This window comes from Paenibacillus sp. JMULE4, from assembly GCF_013337105.1.
In the GTDB taxonomy this organism is placed as follows: Bacteria; Bacillota; Bacilli; order Paenibacillales; family NBRC-103111; genus Paenibacillus_G; species Paenibacillus_G naphthalenovorans.
Genome location: NZ_SGWF01000010.1, coordinates 523,286 through 544,412, shown reverse-complemented (window position 1 = coordinate 544,412; position 21,127 = coordinate 523,286). Strand labels below are relative to the sequence as shown.

The following is a 21,127-nucleotide window of genomic DNA, read 5'->3' as shown; positions in this document are numbered from 1 at the left end:
GGGAAAGCGCAGGAAGTGACACAATCCTGCGCGGCCATGGGTGCCGGCAAGGGTAATATTCAACATCTTTCGCGTTTAAGTAAAAAAGACCTGAACCGAAACCCATCGGCTCGGGTTATATTTTTATTTCAGGGAAAAATAGGCCGTGCGGCAAGGATCACGATAAAGACTGCCATAGGGTGACGTCTGGGCTAATCCTTTTAAAAATCTTATCATATAAATATTTTATGATGTTAAATTTTATTAAGGCTGTGAAATCCGCCGGCATATGTCATTACTAAAAGGTCTTTTGGCAGATCAAATGCAAAAAGGAATTGTAATACGAACATGCATTCTATATAATGGGAGTAACGCTGCCGTCAAAAGGAGGCGAAAAGATGAACCCATTGACCGGAAAGGTTGCTTCCATAAATGAATTGATAGATTTGATCAAGGCGACGCCTGAGCTGATGTCTCAGGTGACGCACTGGCATACGATTCCGCCTCGGGAAGGGCGGTACGAGCCGTTCCCTGACGAGTTAAATCCGCTTCTGCGAGAAGCGCTTGAGACAAGAGGAATCGAAAAGCTGTATACGCACCAAGCCTACTCCTTCCGTGAAGTGAGCGCCGGACGGAACGTCGTTACGGTGACGCCTACGGCATCCGGAAAGACGCTTTGCTACAACCTTCCTGTGCTGCAGGAAATATTGAAGGATGAGAGCGCGCGGGCGCTCTATTTGTTTCCGACCAAAGCGCTGGCCCAGGATCAGGTTGCCGAGCTGCAGGAGCTTGCGAATGTTATGGGAGCGGATATTAAGACGCACACGTACGATGGGGATACGCCGCCCGCCGTGCGCCAGGCGATCCGCAACGCCGGACATATCGTAGTGACGAATCCGGATATGCTCCATTCCGCAATACTTCCTCACCATACCAAATGGGTGAAGCTGTTTGAAAATATCCGATTTATCGTGATTGACGAAGTTCACTCCTACCGGGGAGTATTCGGCAGCCATGTCGCCAATGTCATCCGGAGATTGAAGCGAATCTGCCGTTTTTATGGCTCCAATCCGCAGTTTATCTGCGCTTCCGCAACGGTCGATAACCCGAAGGAGCATGCGGAACGCCTGATTGGCGAACCAGTGGCGCTGGTGGATGACAATGGGGCGCCATCGGGAGAAAAGCACTTTGTGTTTTATAACCCGCCCGTCGTCAACGAGCAGCTGGGCATCCGCAAGAGCAGCGTGCTGGAGACGCGAAAGCTTGCCGGCTTGCTGCTGAAGCAGGGGATTCAGACGATTGTGTTTGCGCGCAGCCGCGTGCGGGTGGAGATCCTTCTTACATATCTGCAGGAGCTTGTCGCCCACGAGCTGGGCGCCAAATCGATACGCGGCTACCGCGGCGGCTATTTGCCCAAGCTGAGGCGCGAGATCGAGCGGGGGCTGCGCAGCGGGGAAATCCGCGGTGTTGTGAGCACGAACGCGCTCGAGCTCGGCATCGATATCGGGCAGCTTCAGGCGTGCGTATTAAACGGATATCCGGGAACGATCGCCAGCACATGGCAGCAGTCGGGCCGCGCCGGCCGCAGACAGGAGAGCTCGATTACGTTTCTTGTAGCGAGCAGCAATCCGCTGGATCAATACATGATCCAAAATCCCCAGTATTTCTTTGAACGCCCGCCGGAGCAGGCGCTGATCAGTCCGGACAACCTTATCATCCTGGTGGATCATGTGAAGTGCGCCGCATATGAGCTTCCCTTCGAGGAGAATGAGAAGTTCGGGGACGAATCGCTTAAGGACATTTTGGAGTTTTTGACGGAGGAGCGGATACTGCACCGGGTAAAGAACCGCTGGCATTGGATGGAGCAGTCGTTTCCGGCGCACGATATCAGCTTGCGCTCCGCCGCGCAGGAAAATTTTATTATCATCGATATGACCAACGGTGCGCGTGTTCTCGGCGAGGTAGACAGGTTCAGCGCGCCAACGCTGATCCATGAAGAAGCGATCTATATTCACGAGGGCGTGCAGTTTCAAGTGGAGAAGCTGGATTATGAAGAGAAGAAAGCGTATGTCCGCGAAGTGAACGTCGATTACTTTACGGACGCCAATCTGGCGGTTCAGTTGAAGGTGCTGCACGTTCATCGGGAAGCGGCCGAGAGGGGACTGCTGAGGCAGTATGGAGAAGTGACGGTAAACGCAAAAGCGACGATTTTCAAAAAAATCAAGCTGGGGACTCATGAAAACATTGGATCCGGACCGATTCATCTGCCTGAGGAAGAACTGCACACCAGCTCCTACTGGTTCACATTTGATGAAGAAGCGGCTTCCGGGATGACGGCGAACGATATGCAGTTTGCGCTTCTCGGGCTGTCCAACGTTCTGGTGCATATCGCTCCGCTGTATTTGATGTGCGACCCGCAGGATATCCGCGTCGTCCCGCAGGTAAAAGCCGTGCATAACAAGCAGCCGACGATCTTCTTCTATGATCGGTATCCGGGCGGTGTAGGTCTCAGTGAACGGCTCTACGAAGTGCATGGTAAGCTGCTTGCCGAAGCGCAGCGGCTTATTTCTTCATGCGGCTGCCTTAGCGGCTGCCCGGCTTGTGTCGGTCCGATCGAGGAAGTGGGGATGACCGGGAAGCAGCTGTCGCTTGGCTTGCTGCGTCGACTGGAGGGAGCGGGATGAGCTCGCTCAGGGAAAGGCTGTTGCGGCATAAGCGGCCTGAGGAGACGGCCGTGCCGGTCACTCCAAGCGAAAATCCTTCTACGGACGAGTGGAGTGCGGTTGGCGCGGTCATGGAACAAAGCGAATGGGGCGATTTCGTGCTGCGCCGGAATACCTATGAGGCCGAATACCGGCACGGCGGGAGCCGGCTGGGAGATTTGGCAAACAGCGGGGATGAGCTTTGGCGTTTGCTGGCTGCCAAAGAACCGGGGACCGGTTCTGCCGAAACGTCGGGCATGCCGCACGAACGCCTTCTTTTCATGGATACGGAAACGACCGGTCTGGGCCATGGCGCCGGCAATGTCCCTTTCATGATCGGGATCGGGTTCTATGAAGGGGACCGTTTCACGGTCGAGCAAATGCTGATCCGGCATCCCGGGGAAGAAGCGGCCATGCTTGGTTACCTTCAAAACAAGCTGAAAAGCCGTCCGGTGCTTATTTCTTATAACGGCAAATCGTTTGACTGGCCCATCGTCAAGAACCGGTACATTATGAACCGGATGCCGCTGCAGGCGGAGCCCGCAGGGCATATCGATTTTTTGTATCCGTCCCGAAGCTTATGGAAGCATACGCTGCCGTCCTGCCGATTAGGCCATATCGAGGAGGAGCGGCTGGGCGTGTACCGGGACAACGATGTCCCGGGATCGCTGGCGCCGGCGCTTTATTTTCAATATTTGGCGGAGCGGGACCCTGAGATTTTAAAGGGCGTATTTGTTCACAACGAGCTGGACGTTCTGTCGTTGGCCGGGTTGGCCGTGCATTTTGCCGCCTTGCTGAGCGGAAAGCTGGATTGGATGCATGCCCGTGAATTCGGCAGGGAAGAGTGGTTCCGGCTCGGGCTGTGGCTGGATAAAATCGGGATGAGGGCGCAGGCCGACGAGGCTTTGAGCGCGTTAGCGGAGGAACTTCTATCAGACATTGCCCAAAGAGAAACAGGCGAAGTGGATGCTTGCTTGCTGCCTCTGGCTCAATTTTTCAAGCGGCGGCGTATGCTGTCTGAGGCATGCCTGCTTTGGAAGCATTATATCGCCTGCAAGGGCGGAAGCCGAACCGCATCCTTGGAGCCTTATATAGAGCTGTCTATGTATTACGAACATAAAGCCAAGGAGTGGAAGCCGGCTTTGGAGTACGCTCAGCTGGCACTCGATCTTGTATGGCGCCAAGGCGCGCTAAAGCGCAGCGGAAACCGGACGGGAGCCGTGAGACGGGAAGCTGGGTCGAAGGAGGCGGGGAACGAAGCGGCAGAACTGGAAAAAAGGATTGAACGGCTGAAAAGAAAGTCGGCTTCATCCACCACTTCCGTTTGGTCTCCTTCCGTGACGAAGCCATCAAGAAAACGGCGGCTCGCCCCCGGATTCGAGCAGTTGTCGATGCCTCTTTAAGGTATAATTTCCCTTCCTCTTGGAAATCTAGTGAAAGATCGAAAAGTTGAGGAAGGTGAAGTCGTTGCCGGAGCTGCCCGAAATGGAAAATTACCGCATCCTTCTGAACGGACGAATCGCAGGACGGACGATTACCGGCACAGAGATTGGACGCGAAAAGTCGATCAACGTATCTCCGCTGCGGTTTGAACGCGAACTGACAGGCCAAGCGGTCCGGACGGTGGATCGCAGAGCCAAGCATTTGCTGTTTCCCTTGACCTCAGGCAAAGTCCTGGTGCTCCATTTGATGCTGGGGGGCATGATATTTTATGGCACGATGGAAGAAGCGCCTGAGCGAACCGTTCAGGTGCGGATTGATTTTGGAGACCGGCATTTGTTTTGCATAGGACTCCGCCTGGGATATTTGCATCTTTATGAGGCCGAGGAAGCTTCCGCCCTTATGGAAAAGCTCGGGCCGGAACCGCTCGATCCCGGCTTTACCGCGGAGAGGTTTGAAGAACGGCTGCGAGTGAAGAGAGGCACACTCAAAAGCAATCTGGCGGATCAAAGCTTGTTGGCGGGTATCGGAAACTGCTACAGTGATGAAATTTGCTTTCATGCCGGACTGCTGCCTTCAAGACGTCCGTTCGATTTAACCTCTCTGGAGTTTGGCCGGCTGTACCGGTCCATGAGAGAAGTGCTGACCGAGGCGACGCATTATGGCGGGTATATGGAAATGCCGCTTTTTACGGGAGATACGTTAACTGGAGGCTTCGACAGCCGATGCCGCGTATATGACCGTGAGGGGGAGCCGTGCGTACGCTGCGGACGTCCTATCGTGAGGCAGGATGTCTCCTCGAAGAAATCCTTTTGCTGCCTGGGCTGCCAGCGGTAAGGGGGGAGAGGACATGAGGTTCGGCTGCCATATCAGTATTCGGAAGGGTTACCTGGAAGCGGCCAGGACGGCGGTCCTGTTGGGCGCGCAGTCATTTCAATATTTCCCCAAAAACCCGCGCAGCCTGATGGTGAAGGCATACAATCGCAGTGACGCGGAGAGCTGCGAGCGGTACTGCCGCGAGCATGGCATTCTCACCATCGCTCATACGCCCTATCCAACCAACCTTGCAGTAGACGAGGGCGAGCTGCGGCAGGCGACGATCGCTTCTCTTCGCAACGATCTCGAAATTGCGGATGCATGCGGTTCGGTAGGCGTCGTTGTTCATTTTGGCAAATACAAAGGCAAGGACCCGTTACAAGGCTATAAAAATATTATAGAATGTATTAATGAGGTGCTTGCGGGATATCCGGGTCGCGCCTTGCTGCTGATCGAGAATCAAGCGGGGGAAGGCTCGTTGATGGGGACGACCCTGGAAGAGCTTGTACAGATTCGGGGATTATGCCGGAGGCCCGAGCTGATCGGTTTTTGCTTCGATACGTGCCATGCCTTTGCCTCCAAATTGTTCCCGGCGCTCCCGGCGGGTTGGCCGGAGTGGGAACGACATGCCGAAGCCGTTGGCTATTTGCCGCATCTTCGCGCCATCCATCTGAACGATTCCGTATATGCGCGCGGCGCATGCAAAGACAGGCATGCCATGATCGGCAAAGGCCAAATGGGTGAAGCGCTTTTTCTTCCGCTGCTGCGTTCCCAACGCCTCAAGAGCATGAATCTTCCGGTTGTCCTGGAAACGCCTCTGATGCGAGGGACGACGCATGCCGGGGAAATCCGTTATGTCAAGGAGCTGAGCGAAGGGTGATTCATGTTTATTTGGACGATTATCGGACTTGTCCGAAGGGATTCCTGCATGCACGCAGTGCGGAAGAATGCCTTCTTCTGCTGCAGGAATGCGAGGTGGATGTGCTTTCGCTCGATTACGACCTTGGATGGGGCAAGCCTAACGGGATGGATGTCGTCAGAGGCATCGTTGCTTCAAACCGTTACCCGAAACGCATTTATTTACACACATCCAGCGATTCGGGAAGGCAACATATGTTTCAAGCTTTATATGCGAGCAAGCCCGAGCATGTCCTTGTGGTGAATGGCCCCATGCCGCATGCGCTGCTTGAGGAGATTGCCCAAAACGTCAAAGAATAGGTTGTGGTCACTGGTGTCACAGGTCTTATCGTTACAGCAAATTCATTTTATCCGGGAAGACAGGCATATTTATCGGGAGTTCAGCTGGAGATCCAAGCCGGAGAGCATTGGGTCATTCTCGGAAGGAACGGTTCGGGAAAAACGACGCTGCTGGAGATGATGAACGGATATGAATTTCCGAGCAGAGGCAAAGTACAGGTTCTCGGAAATACATATGGACAATGCGACGTGCGCGAGGTACGGAAACAAATCGGGTACATCAGCCAATCGCTTTATGAAAAGCTGAACCCTGCAGATTCCGTTTGGGAGGTGGTCGCTACCGGAGAATTCGGATTCCTGCGGTTCTATGAGGAAATACCTGTGCAGGCCAAAGAAAAGGCGCTCCACATGCTGAGTGACGTCAAGCTGCGCCACCTTGCGGATCAACCGCTGGGTACGCTTTCGCAAGGAGAGCGCAAAAAAGTGATGCTAGCCAGATCGCTGATGACACGGCCATCGATCCTCATTATGGATGAGCCTTGTTCCGGGCTTGATCTTTTTGAGCGTGAAAGGCTGCTGGAAAACATCAATGAGCTTGGTGAGCAGCAGATGACGGTCATTTACGTGACGCACCATATTGAGGAAATTGTTCCGATGTTCACTCATGTGGCGCTGATTGAGCAAGGGCAGCTGATTGCTTCCGGCTTAAAGCGAGAGGTGCTTACGGAAGAAAATTTATATAAGGCGTTTCAGGTTCCGATCCGCATCGATTGGTCCGGGGACCGGCCCTGGATTCGGGTACTATGATGAACGCAGGCGTTTTTATCGGAACTGCCAACAGGGGATTTGCTCAGCAGGCGCAGGAAGAGCTGCGTCGGCTGTTGGGATCGGTAAAGTCCGAATGGATCGTTCCCGGGGAAGTCTTTCTGTTCGCAGCCGAAACGGACAAGGAAGAAGCGATTCGCAGGATCACGGGCAATGAACCGGTTTTTTTAAGGCATATGCAGCCTGTTGACGCACGAACGTCATGGAACGGTTCCATGGACTCGCTCATGGGCTTTGTTGTCGAACGGCTGTCTGCATCTCCTCCGTATACCGGCAGTAAGATTGCGGTGCAGGTCCGCAAAACGGAGGATGCCGCACCGGACATTTCCTCTTCCGCTGTCAAGACGGCAGTGGATGAGAGGCTTTCATCTGATTATACCGCGGAGCCCGTGGTCAAAGGAGCGGACTTCATTTTGTCGCTCTTTTTGACAAAAGATACCGTTTATTACGGCATGTCGCGTCCGGAAGAGAACTTATCGGATTGGTCCGGCGGAGCCGTTCGCTTCCGCAGGGAAGATGGGCAGGTATCCCGGGCCAAATTCAAGCTGCTGGAAGCGGAGCAGGCGTTTGGCCTTGATTTTACGCAGTACCGGTCCGCGCTCGATATCGGGGCGGCGCCGGGCGGGTGGACTTCCTTGCTGCTGGAGCGGGGGCTGAAGGTGACGGCGGTAGATCCGGCCAAGCTGGATGCCGGGCTTTTGAGTCATCCGAACCTTACGTATCATGCCAAAAAAGCGGATGAGGTGGTGTTTGCGGCAGACGCCTTCGATCTGCTGGTTTGCGATATGAGCTGGAGTCACCGGCAGATGGCCAAGCTGGTCCGCGGGTTGCTTTACGCTTTGAAGACGGGCGGAACGGCCATTATTACCGTGAAGCTGATGAACAAAAAAGCATTTCAATCGATCCGGGAGGTCATTCAAGATCTGTCTCCCGAGCTGGAGCTGCAAAAAGCGAAGCAGCTTTTTCATAACCGCGAAGAGCTTACCTTGTTTTTGGTGAAAACCTGCTGATGGTTCGCGGGATATTAGATTGATGATATATCAAATTCATTATTTAAGCGGAAGCACCGCTGTTTCAAGGTTCGAGGGAACCTTGGCGGCGTGTGCTTTTTTGAATTTCAGCTTAGCAGCCGACGGTCGGGGAGGGAATTGGGAGACGTGAGGATGAGCCCATTTCATAAACATGGCCAATAGCGATATTTTATCTCAATTTCCTCTTGCATTTTCCAAATATTAGGGATATAATACGATTAATTTCATGATATCAAGCGGAAGCACCGCTGTTTCAAGGTTGATGGGAACCTTGGCGGCGTGTGCTTTTTTTGTTGCCTTTTTTCGGCGCTAAACAGGAAAGGGAGTGATGCTGCTTGGCAAAAATGCTGCTGGTGCTGCTCGATGACGACGCGTATTTTGCCGATATGCTGTCGGCCTATATTCGTTCCTCGGAATATGCGGAACGCTTCAGCCTACGCGTATTTACCGCTGCGGAAGAGGGCTTTCGCTTTGTGGAAGAAACCAGAGAGCCGTTTATTATGATGGTCCATGAATCCTGGATGCCTTTGCCGGATTCGGCTTATCGCGTCAAAACGGGATGCATCGTCCTGATCAGCGATTCAATGAGAGCGGGCGGGCTGCTTGAATATCCGGTGCTGTTTAAATTTCAGCCGCTGAATCATCTGCTGTCGGGGATTGCCGTTCATTATAACGAATATTGCAAGGACGCTCCGCTGCGCGGCAGAAGGGGCGCAAGAACCTTAGCGGTATACTCCGCTGTCGGCGGGAGCGGGAAGACCGTTACGGCTGTCCATCTGGCCCGTCAACTCGCCTTCCATGGGGAGAAGGTATTGTGCTTGCCGCTGGAACGGCTTCCGTCCAAACCCTGGTTTGCGGAAGATCGCGACGGGGAGTCGGAGACTTTCTCGCAGATGCTATATTATGCCAAAACGAATCCGGACATCCTCGCAGCCAAAATGGAGCAGTTAAAGCGCAGGCATCCGGAGTTGAAGTTCGACTATGTACCGCCATCATCACACCCTAAAGAAATGGTAGAGATGGAAAGCGCCGATCTACAGCGCATTCTGCAAGGGGCGGCGGCATCGGGTATATACGACTGGATCATTTTGGATTTGGATTCCTTCCCCAGTCCGGTCACGCTCAAGGGCTTGCAAGAAGCGGATCATATTTTTTGGCTGGTGCTTGACGACTGCATTCATTTGCAAAAGACGGCGGAGCTTTTTGCAAGCTGGAAGGGGGAGGAGAATCATAAGGATATGCTCTCGATAGATAAAATCGCCTTCTGGCTCAATAAAAGTACCGGACATGCGCTCAATGATTTTTCAAAGTACGGAATAACCCTTCAGGGAGAGCTTCCTTATGTGCCGGAGTGGAAAGCGGTGGCTCATGTAGAGCGGATGGTTTCAGCCGCCTTCACAGCTTCTATGGTCCAGGAATTATTGCGCGAGAAAGGAGAAGCCGGGCCGGATGAACGCAGCGGAAAGGAAACAGAAATTACTCAAAAAAATTCAAGAGAGCATGGATTACGGAAACACATTATCGGATGAGCAGTTGGTTGAAACGATCGAACAGCATGTGTTTGCGGATTCAAAAGAATCGTTTCTGACCGCTGGGCAGAAACGGCAGCTCGTTTCGGAGCTGTTTTACTCTTTTCGGGGCTTGGATGTGCTGCAGCCGCTGGTGGATGACAGAACCATATCGGAAATTATGGTCAATTCCCATGATCAAATCTTTATTGAAAAAGACGGGCAAGTGATCGCGACGGATATCCGTTTCGACAGCCGTGAGAAGCTGGAGGATACCATTCAGGCGATCGTCGGCCGGGTGAACCGGTTAGTGAACGAATCGAGCCCGATGGTAGATGCCCGGCTGCGGGACGGCTCCCGCGTCAATATTGTGCTTCCGCCGATTGCGCTTCAGGGCCCGGCCATGACGATCCGCAAATTTCCGGAGCGTCCGATGACGATCCGGGATTTAACCGCACGACAAGCGGTATCCCAGGAAGCTGCCGAGGACTTGATCCGGCTCGTGAAGGCTAAATATAACCTGTTTATCGGCGGCGGGACCGGGTCGGGAAAGACCACATTCTTGAATGCGCTGGCGCAGTTTATCCCGGCGGACGAACGGATCATCACCATTGAGGATTCGGCGGAGCTGCAGATTCTCGGTATACCGAATTTGGTCAGACTGGAAACGCGCAATGCCAATACGGACGGAAAAGGAGAGAGATTACTATCCGCGATTTGATCCGTACATCGCTGCGGATGAGACCCAATCGCATCATTGTCGGAGAGGTGCGGGGAGCGGAGGCGCTGGATATGCTGCAGGCGATGAACACCGGTCATGATGGGAGCTTGTCTACCGGTCACGCCAACTCGGTCAAGGACATGCTCAGCAGGCTGGAGACGATGGTGCTTAGCGGGGCGAGCTTGCCCGTGGGCGTGGTACGAAAGCAAATCTCCTCGGCGATTGATGTGATGGTGCATTTGCAGAGGCTGCGGGACCGTTCCCGGCGGGTGACCGAAATCAGTGAAGTGGTGGGAATGGATGATGGGGAGGTGATGCTGAATCCATTGTACCTGTTCGAGGAAACAGGAGAAACGCCGGAGGGGATGGTGCTGGGTGAACTCAAGCCGACGGGAAATCCGCTGATGCGAACATGGAAGCTTCGGATGGCAGGCTTGGGTTAAAAAAAGATGAGCTTCAGAAAAGGAGAATCGATGGCCATGTTTAAGGCAACGCCAGGGCGGCCAAAGCTTCAAGTGCCGATTCCTTTTGTTCGGGGGCATCGGCCCCCGGCGAATTCAACACTTCAAGATTATGACGAATACGTTATGAGTCCAGGTCAGATAACGATCGCCGCCTTATGGGGGGCTGCGGTGATGGCAGCCATTGCTTACATTTTCTATAAGCATCCGGTCGCAGCCGCATTATTCGGAGCTGTCGGTCTGGGCTATCCGTCGATTCGCCGAAAGCAGTTGATCGTCAAAAGAAAAGCGCAGTTAAAGCTGCAGTTCAAACAAATGCTGGCGGCGCTCGCATCGGCATTAAGCGCAGGCCGGTCGGTGGAATCGGCATTGATGGAAGCGTTAAGCGACTTAAGGCTGCTTTATCCCGATTCCAAAGCCATGATCATCCAAGAGCTGGAGATCATGCAAAGGCGCATGGAAAACGGGGAAACGGTTGAAAGCTGCTTAACAGGGTTTAGCGGACGGGCTCATATTGAGGAAATCGACAGGTTTGCGGAAGTGTTCGTCACCTGTAAAAGAACCGGAGGAAGCTTGGTTCAAGTCGTTCGCCGCACATCCGTATTGATTCAGGAAAAGCTGGATATCGAACAGGATATTCAAGTCATGCTGGCACAAAAAAAATTCGAATCCAAAGTACTCTCCGTTGCTCCAGTGGCTATTATCGCAACGCTGGCCTGGACGACTCCGGATTACATGGAGCCGCTCTACCAGGGTGGAGGACTGCTGATCATGAGCTGTGCGCTCGCGGTGCTTTTTGGCTGTTATGTGCTGGCGCAAAAAATAATGGACATAAAGGTGTGAGTTGAGGTGTGGATAGCTGTCCTGTTTGTGCTGGAGCTGACCGCTGCTTTCGCTGCGTTATATATGGCCCGTCCGCAGTACAGTTCGTGGGTGCATGGGCATCGGGGGACGAAACCGTTGGATGCGCTCAGCCGAATCTTGCCCGCAGGTCTTTGGGTCATGGACCGGACAAGACTGGCCGACCGGTTAACCGAGCCGCTCGGGCAAGTGCATTTGATCATGATTCAATTGCACGGAGCCAAAAAGGCATTGATCGAAACCAAACGGTTTGCAGCTCAGGCCATCGTGTATTCCTATGGTGCGCTGTGCTTGAGTACACTCCTGGGATGGGCCGCAGGCGGCCAAGCCGAAATGCTTCTGTACGGTTTGCTGTTGGCCGCTTTTATTCCATTTGTAATGTACAAGCAAATTTCAAATCAATGTCAGAAGCGAAAGCGGCAGATGCTGATCGAACTGCCCGAGGTGCTCAACCGTATCTTGCTGCTGGTCAGTGCCGGTGAAACGGTGCCTCAAGCCTTAATCCGTTCGGTGGAAGGCAAGGAACACAAGGGAAGTCCACTGCTGACGGAACTTGCGGCGGCCGTCCAAGCTTTGAAAATGAACGGTTCTTTTTCCAAGGTGATGGAAGAGTTCAGCAAACGCTGCGCCATGCAGGAAACCTCCCTGTTTACGACTGCGCTGCTTATGAATCACAAGAGGGGCGGCGATGAACTTGTGATGTCGCTTCAAGAGCTGTCCATCACTTTATGGGATAAGCGGAAAGCGCTGGCCCGTACGCTGGGAGAGGAGGGTTCGTCGAAACTGGTATTTCCGATGGTGCTGATTTTCTTTGTCGTCATGGTCATTGTGGCGGCTCCGGCCATGCTGATGATGAACTGATAAATAACAAAACGTGTATAGACGAGAAGAGGAGGGTGAAGGATGAACAATTGGCCGATAGGTTGGAAACCATTGTGGGAAGAGGAGGACGGTCTCGGCACACTGGAAATTTTGTTGATTGTCGCCGTATTGATTATCATTGCGATTGCGTTTCGGAAGTGGATTATTGAATGGATCGATGGTTTATTTAAATCAGCAAACCAAGAAATTATCGATAACCAAAACAATTATGAATCGGATAAAGTCAGAATCAATCCTCCTGCTTCACAAAATTAGGTGCTCTGATGATGAAACGAATCCATCGCTTTCTCAGGGAACCGGCAGGTCAAATCATGCTGGAGGCGTCGCTTGCGCTGCCGGCCGTTTTTCTGGCCACGGTGCTGCTCTTATTTCTGGCGCTCTTTAGCTATCACCAGGCTTCGCTGCAGTATACGACAGCCATGGCATCCGAACGGGCGGCCTATATTTGGGATAACAGCAAAAAGGATCCGTTCACAGGCGCGGTGAAGGCGGGAGACAACGACGGTTTGTATTGGCGGCTTACGAACGATAACGTTTCTCATATGTTCAGTTTTTTGCTGCCGATGCCGTCGGCATCCGTCAAACTTCCGCTGACTCCAAACAGCGCTTCCGCAGATAGCGGACCACAAGCGAAACTGGTAAGAGCAGCGAGTACCATTGCAGCTGATGAAGCTCAGGGAGAGCTGGGGTACGAAAATTTTGGCGTGCTGCGTTTTGTCCGGGCGGCGCTTCATAAGCCAATGCACCTTCCGGACTTTGCGCAAAGGCTGTGGGGCAGAGCCAACGTCAGCGGAGCCTCTAAATCCTATGTGGTCGATCCGGCGGAGACGATCCGCCTAACCGATCTGACACGAACGTTTATCGGAGAAATTCAAGGCAGAATCAAGCCTCAAGATGCGCTCGCGGCGATGGTTGAACCTAAAACCTCCGTTAAGGAAAAGCCCCTGATCGATAATGAAAAGAAGGCAGCTCAATATTTGCGTCTGCTCGTCAGCGGCACAGAAAAGGAGATAGAGGTTAATCCGGGAACCATGCGGAAGATTGACGCGTTGGATGCCGGAGGGGTGGCCCATCAAGCTTACTATACCTTTAATGAAAAAAATTTACGCGAGGTTCAAATGGTCAAAGATGCCGAGCTGCTCAAGAAAGGGACGGAAGTGAAGGGGGTTGTCTGGCATTTTTTTAAGCCATCCAAACAAGACAAGGTAAAATTATCGCCTGGCTTGCTGCGTGAACTGGAGCGAAACGGGATCGTCGTTGTCATTCATGAATAAAACGAATCGGGAGGTGGGTGAACTGAGAAGCCGGAACCGACTTTGGAAGGAGCAGAGCGGTGCCGTCTCGATCTATTTGATTGCGGTCCTTGTTCCCATATTTTTATTGTGCGGGCTGTTGATCGATGTGATGAGGTGGAAAAGCGCGGATAAAGAAGCGGAGAATGCGGTAAAGGCCGGAGTCCGATCTACGCTCTCCGCATATTCCAAATCGCTGCAGACTTACGGGCTTTATTCGCTTCATTCCGGAGGCGATGGGGCAAACCGGATCTTTGAACGGACCGTTGCCGGCAATGTGTCCGAGGCAGCGGAGCCGGATCGCTTTCGGTTTATCGATCAGCGGTATGAAGCAGGTTCCGCCCGGATCACACCCATGTATGCTCTCTCCAACCACGGCATATTTAAACAGCAAATACTGGAGGAGATGAAATACCGGGCTCCGATGATATATGGGCTGGAGCTGGCCGACAAGTTCAAGAAAACCGGGGTGGCCGCCGGATTGGGCCAAGCCTCCCGATTCGGTGAGCATGCCGCTAGGGTGGAGAAGCTGTTGGAGGAACGGGACCTGCGTCTGGACGAGGCTTGGGAGGCCTTTCTCGATATCCGTCAAAAGGCGACGGAGATGCATCCGTTCTATCAAACGCACTTGCGTGATTTGAACGAACTCAGCGGGCGTATCGGAATTCATACGATCGAGAATGTCCGGTCTACGCTCCAAAACGCCAAAGCCCAGGTGGAGACCATTCAAGAGCAGATCCGAAGCTTGAATGCATCGATCGCTGCAATGGTCTCGGCCGGAGCTGTGACTGCCGAGGCTATAGCCCAGCTGAATCAAGCCCGTGTGAATCTTGAGCGGCAATTGGATGAGGCCGTGCAAAAGGTCATGGAGTACGAACAGCTTCTGCAAGATCTTATCCGATATGCAGAAGTACTCGCTATGCTGAAACTGAAATCCACGGCAGATATGAAAGCATTAAGCTCATTGCATGAAGCTTACGGCCAAGCGATGAGTCTGGCCAAGAAGGCAAACGACGAGCTCAACGCCGAAATCTCCCGGCTTGCTTCTTCTCAAGCGGAGAACAGCGGTGCATTGGAAGCCGAAAAGGTCTTTGGAAACGTGCATCTTGTCGACCGGCAGGATTTGGACGAACAGGAAGCCGGCGTTAGCGCCTCGGTCTCCAAATTTTACGGAGTTCATGCCCAAATCCAGGACGGGTTGATGTTCACGCAGCAAAAATATGCCGCCACCATGTCTTCTCTGGATGGTTTCCGTCAGAAGGCGGATGAAGTATTTTCCAGATACAATCCGGGGCATGAGGAGCGTCAACGGATAAGCGGCGCAAACCGGACGGCCAAGCGGGAACAGCGGTCAAAAACACAAGCTGTGCTGGATCAGATTCAGCGAGGCCTTGGAAGCTGCAGTCTGATCAGCGGAACGGATCCATATGAAGGATATTACAAGGAGCTGCAAGGAAATCCGGCCGAGCGCGAAAGATCGGGGTATGTTCAATCCTATTTGGAATGGAATCAAGCCGCGAACGCGGCCGCACCGGTTCCCGACGTCAATCTGCGAACACCCGATGAAGCCGGTTTGTCGGCTTTAAGGCTTGTCGCTGAGCTTGAGCAGGCCCTTATGGAGATCAGGGATGACTTTTATATCAACGAATTTGTGGTAAGCAAATTCAGTTATCGTACATTAGGGCTTGAAAAAGATGCCTTCGGTCAAGTCAAAGCCTCCAAAGAGCTTTCGGCTCCTCAACAGCATCCGCTCACAAACCAGGAGGTGGAATACTTGCTTTATGGGGCGGGGTCATGCGCCGGTAATTATTCCATGGCATACGCGGAGATGTTTGCGTTCCGGCTGGCGGTTGGCGTGCTGGAATCGCTTCTCGAACCGCAGAGCAAAGTATTAACCGCGGGCTCGCCTCTGTTGGTTTTGCTCGCAGCCATTGCAGAAGGAGCGCTGCAGGCGCAGCAGGACATGGCTAGGCTGATCCAGGGCGAGCAGCTTCCCGTTTCCAGCAAACTTGGGAACCTTTTGACGATGGGATATAAAGATTATTTGCGTGTGTTTCTGCTTCTGCACAGCCGGGAAGAGACGCTGTTATCTCGTATGCAGGGACTTTTGCAGTTGAATACGGGCCTCGATTTGCGGGAAGCTTCGACCTATGTCACGGGTACGGCTTCGACCTCGTTTCAGCTTTGGTTTCTTCCGCGGGTAATGAAAGCGATAGGGAAATCCGAGTTTTCCGGCTGCGTCATCGAAGGGAACAGGTGCCGAATCACCAAGACGGCGGATTATTCATATTAGGGGGCGGAAGAGCTTGCGTATTATGAAAGAGCAGCAGGGAAGCATTGTGCTGGAAGCGGCGTTGACGCTGCCTTTCTTTATCGCCTTTGTTACGCTGCTCACTGCTTTCATACGGCTGTCTCTTACGGAGATGGCATTGCAGTCGGCCGTTTCGGAATCGGCTAAGGTCGTTGCTGCGAATATGTATCCAGTAGAACAATTGTACAGAGAAGCGAAATCCCGGTGGTCAAACAGCCGTGCGAGCGTATGGCTCGGCCATGCTGCGGCCCAGGCGGATGCGGCAAGACAGAAGGTGTTGGATGCCGAACAATTTGTGGAGCAATACGGGCGATGGATTCCGGAGCCGCTTGTCCGCTTGGCTCAATGGGAGAAAGAGCGGAGGGAGCAGCTTGAGGCATTAGGGGGCTCTGCTGCGGCGGAAGCCAAGCAGGAGCTCGAGCGTCGGCTGGCGGAAGCGGCAACGCCTATCATTGCATCATTGGCCGCGACGGACCGGCTGGAGAGGGAGAAGCTGCTGGTTACGAGGCTTTCGTTTCCCGATTTCGATCATCATGAGGAGGTCTATGTCACCATTGAGGCACAGTATGAATACACGTTTGCCGTTCCGTTTTTCAAGAAAACGATCATGCTGCGAAAAAAAGCGCTGGAGCGTGCATGGGTGGGAGGGGAATCATGATGGCGCTGTGGCTTTCGGGCTTGTTGCTTTCCATTGCTTTTGTAACGGACATTACGAAGCATAAAATTCCGAATTGGCTTACGGTTTCCGGAACCGGGGCGGGGGTGGTTTGCCATGCCGCTGCCGACGGTTGGAACGGTTTGTGGTTCGCCGGTCTTGGATTTCTATGCGGCTTTGTTCCGATGCTGGCCTTATATGCGATACGTGCAGTAGCTGCCGGTGATGTAAAGCTGTTTGCCGCATTGGGATCGCTTGTTGGCGCGACCCTTGTATTGTATGCTATGGCAGCTTCCCTTCTGGTGGCCGGATGTATCGCCGTAGTAATTTTGTTATGGCGCAGCGACGGAGTTCAAAGGCTGAAAGATACGGCTGTGTCACTGCTCCGCATCGTCATTTTCCACGATCTGCACCCGTCTGAATGGGCAGGGGATCCGGGAAGCCGTCTGCGCTTTCCTTTTATGTGGGCTGTAGCGCCGGGGGCGGCGTACACCCTTATTTTAGGCTGAGAGGAGGACAACGGAGTGGATCAGCAGCTTTATGGTCTGCAAGTGAATTACGTAAGTGAGCATGGGCATTATATGGTCCTCACTTTTCCTCATGGAGAGCAGGAAGAGCTATCCTCCTTTCAGGTCAATATGCTCTCGGCCAACCGGATTCCCAGACTGCTTGAGCTGCAGGTAGAAGCGAAGGATGGCCAAATGCGGCTTCACTACAACATCACTGGCAAGAGAATGCTTGCCTATTGGCTCCGCATGGAGCAGTTGACGCTTCGCAGTTATTATAGTTTGCTGCTAAGGATCATTGAAATCCTCGATGACAGTAAAGTTTATATGCTGCAGCCCGGACGATATGTGCTTAAGGAAGAGTACATCTACTGCGGCAGCGGATTGCAGGATCTGTATTTGACTTACGTGCCCAAAAACAATTTGACAGGCAAACATCCGGTGTCCTCGGATATTCAGCAGTTGGCTTCCCGTTGGATCCACCGCGTTACCGAGCTTCATGGCAGCGGCTTTCAGGAACTGATGCGCTATTTGCAGGAGGATTCCTTCAACTTGCCCGAGCTGAAGCAGCTGCTGCACAACCAGTTGAACCTTCTTGAGGAAACTCCCGCAGCAGTTCCGCCCGGGATTCCATCGTCCTTGGAGCTGCCGGAGAAACCGTCTGCCGTTGATCGAAAAATAATGGAAAAGCCGCAGGAGCGCCGAGAATTCGATGATATGCAGCACGCGCAGGCCGTTTCGCCAATCTTGTCGACAGATGAGGTATACGAAGCCCGAGGCAGGGAAGAGAACCGGCACAAGAAGAAGCAGCTCTGGATCGTACTCTTGACTGTGCTGATGTGGGGGTTGATTTGGAAGCTTTATGCCGATCAGCCCCAAGAACTTATGCTGTATGTCTGTGCCGGACTGACTGTGCTGTTCGGTGCGGCCGCCCTTGTCTTCCTGCGCCGGATTCGTCATGCTGCAGGCCCCGAAGCTGAGGATGAGCCGTCTGTAGAAGATTGGGCTCCTGATTACGGGGATGCCGGAGGCGACGGCGGATTTTTCTCGAGAATCGGCCTTGCGGAACCGGTGCAGCGGAAGGAGCCGTTAAAAGAGGAGATCCAACCGGTGGAACCGTTTCCTTCCTTAACCCCTGCGCCTGATCTGGCGATGCGAACGATGTTGCTCAGTCCTCCCGACGCCACCGTATTCCTTGGAAGGCCTGCCCGAAAGGAAAAGTGCGCTGAGCCTTTCCTGGAATTCTTCAGGGATGGCGTTCGGGAGCAGGCTTGCATTCAAAAGCCCGGCTTCGTTATAGGACGCGCTGCTGATGAAGCGGATTTGATCCATGCCGAAGAGGGGGTGTCCCGTCTTCATGCGGAAATCTTACAGGATCAGGAAGGATATGGGATTCGCGATCTGGGTTCGCTCAACGGTACGACCCTGAATGGGGAAGCTCTGGTACCATACCAGGTGCAGCCTTTGAAAGAAGGTGATATAGTAAAGATCGTAACGACCGAATTTACGTTTAAAATGGGGTCTTGACGGGTGAAAAAAACGATTGCCGTGCATTGGCGGTACGGAGCGGCCACGCACTCCGGGTGGTTTCGCACATGGAATGAAGACCGCTCGCTGCTCCGGATGGGGACGAGCCGGGAAGGAAAGCCTTATGCCGCCGCAGCCATTGCCGACGGGATGGGAGGGACGGCCGACGGCGGTTGGGCCAGCGAGCTTGCCGTACAAAGGGTAAAAGCATGGCTCGACAATCGCTTGCCCCAGCTTGTTTCGGCAGACGCTTTAACGGCGTTGGCGCAGGAGGGCGAAGCGCTTTTTCGTTCTATAAACAGGGAAATTCGTGATGCGGCGATCCAAAGAAACGATGCGCTCGGCACAACGCTCACGCTGCTCCTTCTTGTTGAACCTGTATATACCATTGTCCATGTGGGAGACTGCCGGATTTACCGCTTAAAGCCGAACGGCCAATGCGGCCGGTTGACCCGTGACCATTCATGGGCTGCCGAGCAGGTGCGCAGGGGACGGATGTCCGCCAAGCGCGCCCGCACGCATCCGAAGCGCCATGTCCTGCTGCAGTCGCTTGGCATGCGTAAGGATCCCGATATTTACATACGTTCCGGCTTGTATTCGGCTCATACGTTGTTTCTCGTAACAAGCGACGGATTTCATAATCTTTATTCCGATCCATCCGTTGCTTCCATGCTTCGCAAGCTGCGGCAAAGTGGAATGGACGCTCAGGAGATGTGCGATGAGCTGCTCTCCAGGGCTTTGAGTAAGAAATCGGAGGACAACATCAGTCTGCTGCTGCTGGAGCCGTCAGGAACGGCGCCTGTTTCTGTCAGGAGACGTGTGAACGTCCATTTTCAGCTAAGCATTCTTTTCCTGAAAAGAATGCTTGGCGTATTTTCTGTTATTCTCCGCAAATGGAAGTCAGGATTTCAGTAGATTACGGGACACTTTCAATGTTATAATGAATTCTTGATAAAGAAATTTTCTTTTATAGGCAGTAAAATCCAATGGCTGACGAATTGCGCCGCTAACTTCGGAAAAATTCTGCAAATGGCAGATTATCCATATACAGCAGCATATCGACGCTATGAGATGCAGCAAAAAAAGATATGGGATATAAAGGGGAGCGAATGAGATGATAACCCATGTAGTGATGTTTAAGCTGAAAGACCGGAGCCCGGAGTCCGTAAAGGCGACTTACGATGTGCTCAAAAATATGGAGGGGAAAATTCCGGTGCTTCGCCATATTGAAGTGGGTATCGACGTGCTTCATCTGGAACGTTCCTATGACATCGTGCTGATTACGAAGTTCGATTCGCTTGAAGACCTGCAGGTGTACGACAATCACCCGGTCCATCTTGAGGTGAAAGCGCACATGAAGCAAGTGCTCGACGGAACCAGCATTTGCGTCGATTTCGAGAGCTGATTCCGGCATGAGCAGCGGTTACCAAAGCTGAGGCTTCATCACCATCAGCCACAACATCAGGAAAAGAACGAATAAATAGATGTACAGCGCCCGTCCCAGCTTTCGGACCAGGGCGATGCGGTCATGACCCGGTTCGCGCAGCTTGCGGATGGTTGGAGAAAAGGCGCGCGCCAGGAAGAACAGCGAGGCGAACAGTACGATAAACGTGCCTGCGATCCATGGCGTGGTCCAAGGCCAGTCGCCCAGCCACATAAGGAGCAGCCCGGAACCGACGAGGACATGTCCGGCATGCTTGGTCAGGCGAACGGTGAATTGGAACGAATCCAGATAGGAATCCGTCACGGCTCCCTCGGAGCTTTTCAGCTTCCGGAGCATAGGAATAAGCACGATGTAAGGTCCGATCGACACCATCGCGCTAAGGGAATGAATGAATACAAGCCAAGGATACATGAAATAAGGCCTCCATCGTTAGGGAGTACAAAAACAGTGTAGCAGGCGCCTGTTGACGGGCGGGGTGCGGAGAGACCGCACCTTGGGTTGCCGTCGAAAAGGCGGCTACACTGTTTTTGCATATCATACCGCGCGGAACTCGTGAACCCACACCTTCATGTGAGGCAGCCAAGGCATTCCGGCATGCATGGACAATATGTAATTTTTGTATGCTTCCACATTAGGGTATCCTTCGGTTTGAACGGCTTCGTCCGTTAACTCGCCCAAGGACTGCTGGTATACTTTCGTGATTTCGAATTTACGGCCTTTCAGCTCCATGATCTCGCCGACATCGGCGTAGCGTCCGTTTCGGCGAGTCGCCGTTTTTTCGCCGCTTAGCACCTTTTCTACGTCGTTTTCCTTGGTCACCAGTTGGTCGATGCTGCAAGTTTTGGGCGGCAATGCTGTTTCTGACATGTAAAATTAAACCTCCTTCATTGTGTCCAAACGTAGCTTACACGAAAATGAAAATAGAAGCAAGAAAGGGGCGAAGACCTTGAAATGGAACGTCAATCAAGA

General features: G+C 53.0%; 19 protein-coding genes and 2 pseudogenes. 19 read left to right on the top strand and 2 right to left on the bottom strand.

Annotated elements, in window-relative coordinates:
* The first annotated feature begins 377 nt into the window (after positions 1–377).
* From EXW96_RS04925 to EXW96_RS04835, 19 genes and pseudogenes are all read left to right on the top strand, one after another.
* A complete protein-coding gene (locus tag EXW96_RS04925; RefSeq protein ID WP_174350016.1) occupies positions 378–2,663 on the top strand; it encodes a DEAD/DEAH box helicase in 2,286 nt (761 codons plus the stop codon).
* On the top strand, positions 2,660–4,084 hold the full coding sequence (locus tag EXW96_RS04920; RefSeq protein WP_174350015.1) for a ribonuclease H-like domain-containing protein: 1,425 nt from the start codon (positions 2,660–2,662) through the stop codon (positions 4,082–4,084). The genes EXW96_RS04925 and EXW96_RS04920 overlap by 4 nt, the downstream gene beginning before the upstream one ends.
* A gap of 64 nt (positions 4,085–4,148) precedes the next feature.
* Positions 4,149–4,958, top strand: a complete 810-nt coding sequence (locus tag EXW96_RS04915; RefSeq protein ID WP_174350083.1) for an Fpg/Nei family DNA glycosylase — start codon at positions 4,149–4,151, stop codon at positions 4,956–4,958.
* Between the two features lie 13 nt (positions 4,959–4,971).
* Positions 4,972–5,817: a deoxyribonuclease IV gene (locus EXW96_RS04910; protein WP_054818226.1), complete on the top strand. Its 846-nt coding sequence runs from the start codon at positions 4,972–4,974 to the stop codon at positions 5,815–5,817.
* A complete protein-coding gene (locus tag EXW96_RS04905; RefSeq protein WP_062408725.1) occupies positions 5,814–6,155 on the top strand; it encodes a cyclic-phosphate processing receiver domain-containing protein in 342 nt (113 codons plus the stop codon). The genes EXW96_RS04910 and EXW96_RS04905 overlap by 4 nt, the downstream gene beginning before the upstream one ends.
* A gap of 13 nt (positions 6,156–6,168) precedes the next feature.
* Positions 6,169–6,941, top strand: a pseudogene (locus EXW96_RS04900) (ABC transporter ATP-binding protein).
* The gene (locus EXW96_RS04895) at positions 6,938–7,969 is read left to right on the top strand and encodes an SAM-dependent methyltransferase (protein ID WP_174350014.1); all 1,032 of its coding nucleotides are present in this window, start codon (positions 6,938–6,940) and stop codon (positions 7,967–7,969) included. The pseudogene EXW96_RS04900 and the gene EXW96_RS04895 overlap by 4 nt, the downstream one beginning before the upstream one ends.
* 356 nt (positions 7,970–8,325) lie before the next feature.
* Entirely contained in the window at positions 8,326–9,519 is a 1,194-nt protein-coding gene (locus tag EXW96_RS04890) for a P-loop NTPase family protein (RefSeq protein WP_174350013.1), read from the top strand.
* Positions 9,440–10,662 (top strand): annotated as a pseudogene (locus EXW96_RS04885) (TadA family conjugal transfer-associated ATPase). The gene EXW96_RS04890 and the pseudogene EXW96_RS04885 overlap by 80 nt, the downstream one beginning before the upstream one ends.
* Before the next feature lie 36 nt (positions 10,663–10,698).
* Complete coding sequence (locus EXW96_RS04880; protein WP_171005822.1) at positions 10,699–11,523, top strand: type II secretion system F family protein; 825 nt, start codon at positions 10,699–10,701, stop codon at positions 11,521–11,523.
* Between the two features lie 6 nt (positions 11,524–11,529).
* Positions 11,530–12,402 (top strand): type II secretion system F family protein, encoded by an 873-nt coding sequence (locus tag EXW96_RS04875; protein WP_309225017.1) that lies wholly within the window; start codon positions 11,530–11,532, stop codon positions 12,400–12,402.
* A 42-nt stretch (positions 12,403–12,444) separates the two neighbouring features.
* Complete coding sequence (locus tag EXW96_RS04870) at positions 12,445–12,678, top strand: Flp1 family type IVb pilin (protein ID WP_054818232.1); 234 nt, start codon at positions 12,445–12,447, stop codon at positions 12,676–12,678.
* 8 nt (positions 12,679–12,686) lie between these two features.
* Positions 12,687–13,697 carry a hypothetical protein gene (locus tag EXW96_RS04865; RefSeq protein WP_174350012.1) on the top strand — a complete coding sequence of 337 codons (1,011 nt, stop codon included), beginning with the start codon at positions 12,687–12,689 and terminating at the stop codon, positions 13,695–13,697.
* Positions 13,690–16,008, top strand: a complete 2,319-nt coding sequence (locus tag EXW96_RS04860) for a hypothetical protein (protein ID WP_217437247.1) — start codon at positions 13,690–13,692, stop codon at positions 16,006–16,008. The genes EXW96_RS04865 and EXW96_RS04860 overlap by 8 nt, the downstream gene beginning before the upstream one ends.
* A 22-nt stretch (positions 16,009–16,030) precedes the next feature.
* Positions 16,031–16,684: a TadE/TadG family type IV pilus assembly protein gene (locus tag EXW96_RS04855; protein WP_074726948.1), complete on the top strand. Its 654-nt coding sequence runs from the start codon at positions 16,031–16,033 to the stop codon at positions 16,682–16,684.
* Positions 16,681–17,190, top strand: coding sequence for an A24 family peptidase (locus tag EXW96_RS04850; RefSeq protein WP_254611213.1), 510 nt, complete (start codon positions 16,681–16,683; stop codon positions 17,188–17,190). The genes EXW96_RS04855 and EXW96_RS04850 overlap by 4 nt, the downstream gene beginning before the upstream one ends.
* A gap of 15 nt (positions 17,191–17,205) precedes the next feature.
* Positions 17,206–18,714, top strand: coding sequence for a DUF6382 domain-containing protein (locus tag EXW96_RS04845; RefSeq protein WP_174350011.1), 1,509 nt, complete (start codon positions 17,206–17,208; stop codon positions 18,712–18,714).
* Positions 18,715–18,717: 3 nt separating this feature from the next.
* A complete protein-coding gene (locus EXW96_RS04840; RefSeq protein WP_174350010.1) occupies positions 18,718–19,629 on the top strand; it encodes a PP2C family protein-serine/threonine phosphatase in 912 nt (303 codons plus the stop codon).
* Positions 19,630–19,828: 199 nt separating this feature from the next.
* Positions 19,829–20,119, top strand: a complete 291-nt coding sequence (locus EXW96_RS04835) for a Dabb family protein (RefSeq protein WP_174350009.1) — start codon at positions 19,829–19,831, stop codon at positions 20,117–20,119.
* A gap of 18 nt (positions 20,120–20,137) precedes the next feature.
* Here the strand turns inward: EXW96_RS04835 and EXW96_RS04830 are convergent, their stop codons facing one another.
* Both EXW96_RS04830 and EXW96_RS04825 read right to left on the bottom strand, forming a co-directional pair.
* Complete coding sequence (locus EXW96_RS04830; RefSeq protein WP_174350008.1) at positions 20,138–20,569, bottom strand: DUF2269 family protein; 432 nt, start codon at positions 20,567–20,569, stop codon at positions 20,138–20,140.
* Positions 20,570–20,692: 123 nt separating this feature from the next.
* Positions 20,693–21,025: an ASCH domain-containing protein gene (locus EXW96_RS04825; RefSeq protein WP_062408716.1), complete on the bottom strand. Its 333-nt coding sequence runs from the start codon at positions 21,023–21,025 to the stop codon at positions 20,693–20,695.
* Positions 21,026–21,127: the final 102 nt, after the last annotated feature.

Excerpts from the sequence above, each read along its gene's own strand:
- EXW96_RS04925 (WP_174350016.1), top strand. The coding sequence starts at position 378 with ATGAACCCATTGACCGGAAAGGTTGCTTCCATAAATGAATTGATAGAT.
- EXW96_RS04920 (WP_174350015.1), top strand. The coding sequence starts at position 2,660 with ATGAGCTCGCTCAGGGAAAGGCTGTTGCGGCATAAGCGGCCTGAGGAG.
- EXW96_RS04910 (WP_054818226.1), top strand. The coding sequence starts at position 4,972 with ATGAGGTTCGGCTGCCATATCAGTATTCGGAAGGGTTACCTGGAAGCG.
- EXW96_RS04895 (WP_174350014.1), top strand. The coding sequence starts at position 6,938 with ATGATGAACGCAGGCGTTTTTATCGGAACTGCCAACAGGGGATTTGCT.
- EXW96_RS04880 (WP_171005822.1), top strand. The coding sequence starts at position 10,699 with ATGTTTAAGGCAACGCCAGGGCGGCCAAAGCTTCAAGTGCCGATTCCT.
- EXW96_RS04870 (WP_054818232.1), top strand. The coding sequence starts at position 12,445 with ATGAACAATTGGCCGATAGGTTGGAAACCATTGTGGGAAGAGGAGGAC.
- EXW96_RS04865 (WP_174350012.1), top strand. The coding sequence starts at position 12,687 with ATGATGAAACGAATCCATCGCTTTCTCAGGGAACCGGCAGGTCAAATC.
- EXW96_RS04860 (WP_217437247.1), top strand. The coding sequence starts at position 13,690 with ATGAATAAAACGAATCGGGAGGTGGGTGAACTGAGAAGCCGGAACCGA.
- EXW96_RS04855 (WP_074726948.1), top strand. The coding sequence starts at position 16,031 with ATGAAAGAGCAGCAGGGAAGCATTGTGCTGGAAGCGGCGTTGACGCTG.
- EXW96_RS04850 (WP_254611213.1), top strand. The coding sequence starts at position 16,681 with ATGATGGCGCTGTGGCTTTCGGGCTTGTTGCTTTCCATTGCTTTTGTA.
- EXW96_RS04835 (WP_174350009.1), top strand. The coding sequence starts at position 19,829 with ATGATAACCCATGTAGTGATGTTTAAGCTGAAAGACCGGAGCCCGGAG.
- EXW96_RS04830 (WP_174350008.1), bottom strand. The coding sequence starts at position 20,569 with ATGTATCCTTGGCTTGTATTCATTCATTCCCTTAGCGCGATGGTGTCG.
- EXW96_RS04825 (WP_062408716.1), bottom strand. The coding sequence starts at position 21,025 with ATGTCAGAAACAGCATTGCCGCCCAAAACTTGCAGCATCGACCAACTG.